This window comes from Halanaerobiales bacterium (assembly GCA_035270125.1).
In the GTDB taxonomy this organism is placed as follows: domain Bacteria; phylum Bacillota; class Halanaerobiia; order Halanaerobiales; family DATFIM01; genus DATFIM01.
Map to the genome: position 1 here is coordinate 1 of DATFIM010000165.1, position 3,346 is coordinate 3,346.

A 3,346-nucleotide genomic window follows, 5' to 3' on the forward strand; every position below is an offset into this window, starting at 1 on the left:
CTTTTAATTTTTTTACCATTTTTTCTGCAATCCCTGGCTTACCTCCCAGAAAATATACAGAATAATCTCTATTATAATCAGAATAACTAAGTATTTCTGTTAAAATATCAAACCCAGATACTCTTTCCTCAATATCTAAATTAAAAAGATTGGAAGCTAATAAAACACCAGCTCCATCTGGCAAACTTAAATCTGCACCATTCAAAATTTTGGCCAATTCATCATTTTTTCTGGCTCTCATAATCATTTCAGCATTGGGAGTTACAACTACAGCCTTTTTATTCTTATCAATATAAGAAAAAATTTCAGCACAACTTTCTTTCATTGAAATCTTATTTATTTTTACTCCCAAAATATCAACTTTATTTGCTTTCATTTTTAACTCCTTAAATCAGATTCAAAATTTTTTCTACATTAGCTACAGCTTCTTTTCTATAATTTTTCATTTTTTTAGCTAAATTACTGCTGATTTTTTCTTTATTATTCCAGTAATTATCTATAATCTCTTTTAAATCACTATAATTGCAATTTTCAGTAGTTAACTGTGTTTCCAAATTAAGATCCTCTAATAAACTATCAACTTTAGGATCATAACTTATACCTACAAACGGAACTTCATTAATTGCAGAAAAAATAAGGGAGTGTAATCTTACTCCCAGGAAAAAATCAAAAGTTTGAAAAAATGAAATCATTTCTGCCGGTTCCAGTTGTTTTTTTAAGATTAGAGCCGGTTTTTCCATCTTTTCTTTTAATTTTTGGCAGACTTTTAGATCCTCTGTTAAATGCATAGGTAAAATAATTATTTGACCCTCACTTTTTTGCTGAAGATAATCAGCAGCCTGGGCCATACTATCTAGATAACCATTATTTTTCCAGTTGCGAGGTGAAACTCCAATTATAGGAGTTGAATCTCTATCTATTTTTTCCTTTTTTAAAAAATCAGTTATTATTTTTTTAGGCTGTACTACTTTTATCCCATATACAGGGTCAACAGTTTCTTTTATTAAGTTTTCTTTTATCCCAATTTTTTTTAATAATTGAGCTGAATTATGGTCACGAACAGTAATTAAATCAGTTCTATTCCCAATCCATTTAACCATTTTACGGGAAATTTTTTTATTTAAAGGTCCAATACCCTGAGCATAAAAAACAGTTTTATTTCCCAGCATATCAGCCAAAAAAACTAAAGCCAAATAATAAATAACAGAACGAACACTACTTACATCCTGAAGAAGACTACCTCCTCCACTCAAAAATATATCTGAAGATTTAAGTGTTTTTATTATTTTACTAAAATCATTACGTTTTACAGCCCGTACTCCATACCGCTGAGAGGTAAGGGCAGGTGACTGGGATAAAACTGTTATTTCAATATCATTGCTTTTTTCCTGAAAAAGATTGATCATTGAATAAAGAATGGCCTCATCACCTAAATTATCAAATCCGTAATAACCGGATATAACAATTTTTTTAGTCATCCAGAAGCCACCTTTCCCTAACTTTATTTAAATATTTAAATAGGTAAATAAAAATAAATCCAATTAAAAGCCCCAACCAGACACCATGGAAACTTCTAATCAAAGATATTTTTAAAGGAATATGAATATGGGCAAAAGTATTTATAACAGTTATCTGTCCAATTGTTGCAAATACCAGGACCGGAATCATAATCATAAATGCCTTAATTTTATCTTTAAAATATAATCCTAAAAGTAAAATAGGATGACCAATCAAAAACGACTTAAAACGAGGTCTAACATATAAAATATCCTCCAGAAATTCCCTGAACCAGCTTTCTATATCCAAAACCGGGATAAAGGAAAAATTACCTGATCTGGCCAGATAAATTATTGCTGCCAGACCTAAAAAACCTACAATTAAAATATCCCTGACCTTTATTCTATAATCAAGAAAGTCTTTTAGAAGTTTATAATTTTCTTTTAAACTATTATTATTCAAAAATTCTTTTCTTAAATAATACCATAATACCAAAATTAAAGGTAGTAAAAAGGCTACTTTTACACCTCTGAATTTGTCGATACCTGCTAAAAAACTCAAATGAGAAAGACTGGCTGCCATTAATAAAGCTCCAGTTAATGAAATTAAAATTGTCTTTCCAAAAGATTTTAAATAATTTTCTTTTTTGTCAATAAATTGAGTTATAATTGCAAATGCAGGGAAAACCACACTACTACCTAAAGCAAGAAGTTTTCGTAAAAACATTATTTTATCTATATATATAAAACCACTTATAGCAATAATTACGAAAAAGAGCAATAAGTAAAATAGTCTATTAAATTTTACTCCAAGCAATTTTTCTAAAAGTATAATTCCAATTACAGCAATACCCAATCCAATCAAATAGAGCATTAATGGAGAATTTGAAAAAAAGTCATAACTTTGAGCACTACCTATACTAAAACCTTCATTTTTTAGACCGGTAGTTAAATCATTCAAAAAGTTTTTATTTAATTCAGCTATTTTTAAATCATCTTTAGTTTCTAAAAATGGTTTTAAATATAGGATGCGGACATCTCTTTCTCTTACTGCTCTTAAATAGCGGTCAACAACTTTTTTTGAATTATATTTTTCCATTTCTGCCTGTTCTATACTATGTACCCGCAGTAAATCATATTCTAAAAGATGGCCAAGATTTTCCGCTCCTTTTTGTTTGGCAATAAAAGATTCTATTTTCGCAAATTTTATATTATTGTTTTTTAATATCTCAGCTGTTTCAGCCAAATTATGATTATAACCACTGATTGTATTTCCAGCAAAAATAGTATAATCAGCAGTAATATTTTTTAAAAGAAGTTGATCATTTTTATCATCCCAATTAATACTATTTTCATCATTAATAACTCTTGGGATAACTTTTAGTCCGCTTTTTTCTATTTCAGAAATTAAATCATTGTCAAAACCAAGAGAAAGAGAAAGATATTCATATCCCCACTCTGGAAAAAATACTAATAATTTATTTTTTTCAAAGCCTTTAGACTTGATTTCTATATTTATTAACTTTTCCCAGCTATTGATTGAATTTTCTGCTCTTTTAATCAAACTTTCTCCTTCAAATATTAAAAAAGCTGAATCAGAATCATAGGAAAAATTTTCATAAATCTCTTTTATTTCAGAAATCATTTTTCTTTTAATTAGTTCTTCTCCTCTGATTATCTGTATATCTTTGCTATTTTGAAGATTTTGTAGAGTATCTTCATAAACTGCTATACCACTTACTCCATATTCTTTTAAAGTGGAAAAAGATAATTTAACTTCATCTTTATTTAATTCCTGGAACTGTCTGATATCATAGACTAAATCTACATTATTATTTTTTTCTTCTACC

Annotated in this window: 3 protein-coding genes; all 3 read right to left on the reverse strand. The window is 28.3% G+C overall.

Annotated elements, in window-relative coordinates; translation table 11 throughout:
* On the reverse strand, positions 1 to 376 hold a 376-nt coding region (locus VJ881_08675), incomplete at its 3' end, for a WecB/TagA/CpsF family glycosyltransferase (protein HKL76128.1).
* A gap of 10 nt (positions 377 to 386) precedes the next feature.
* A complete protein-coding gene (csaB, locus tag VJ881_08680; GenBank protein ID HKL76129.1) occupies positions 387 to 1,478 on the reverse strand; it encodes a polysaccharide pyruvyl transferase CsaB in 1,092 nt (363 codons plus the stop codon).
* Positions 1,471 to 3,346 (reverse strand): DUF5693 family protein (locus tag VJ881_08685; protein HKL76130.1); only part of this gene is annotated, 1,876 nt, incomplete at its 5' end. The genes csaB and VJ881_08685, both read right to left, overlap by 8 nt.

Coding starts and splice junctions, on each gene's coding strand:
- csaB (HKL76129.1), bottom strand. CDS start 1,478: ATGACTAAAAAAATTGTTATATCCGGTTATTACGGATTTGATAATTTA.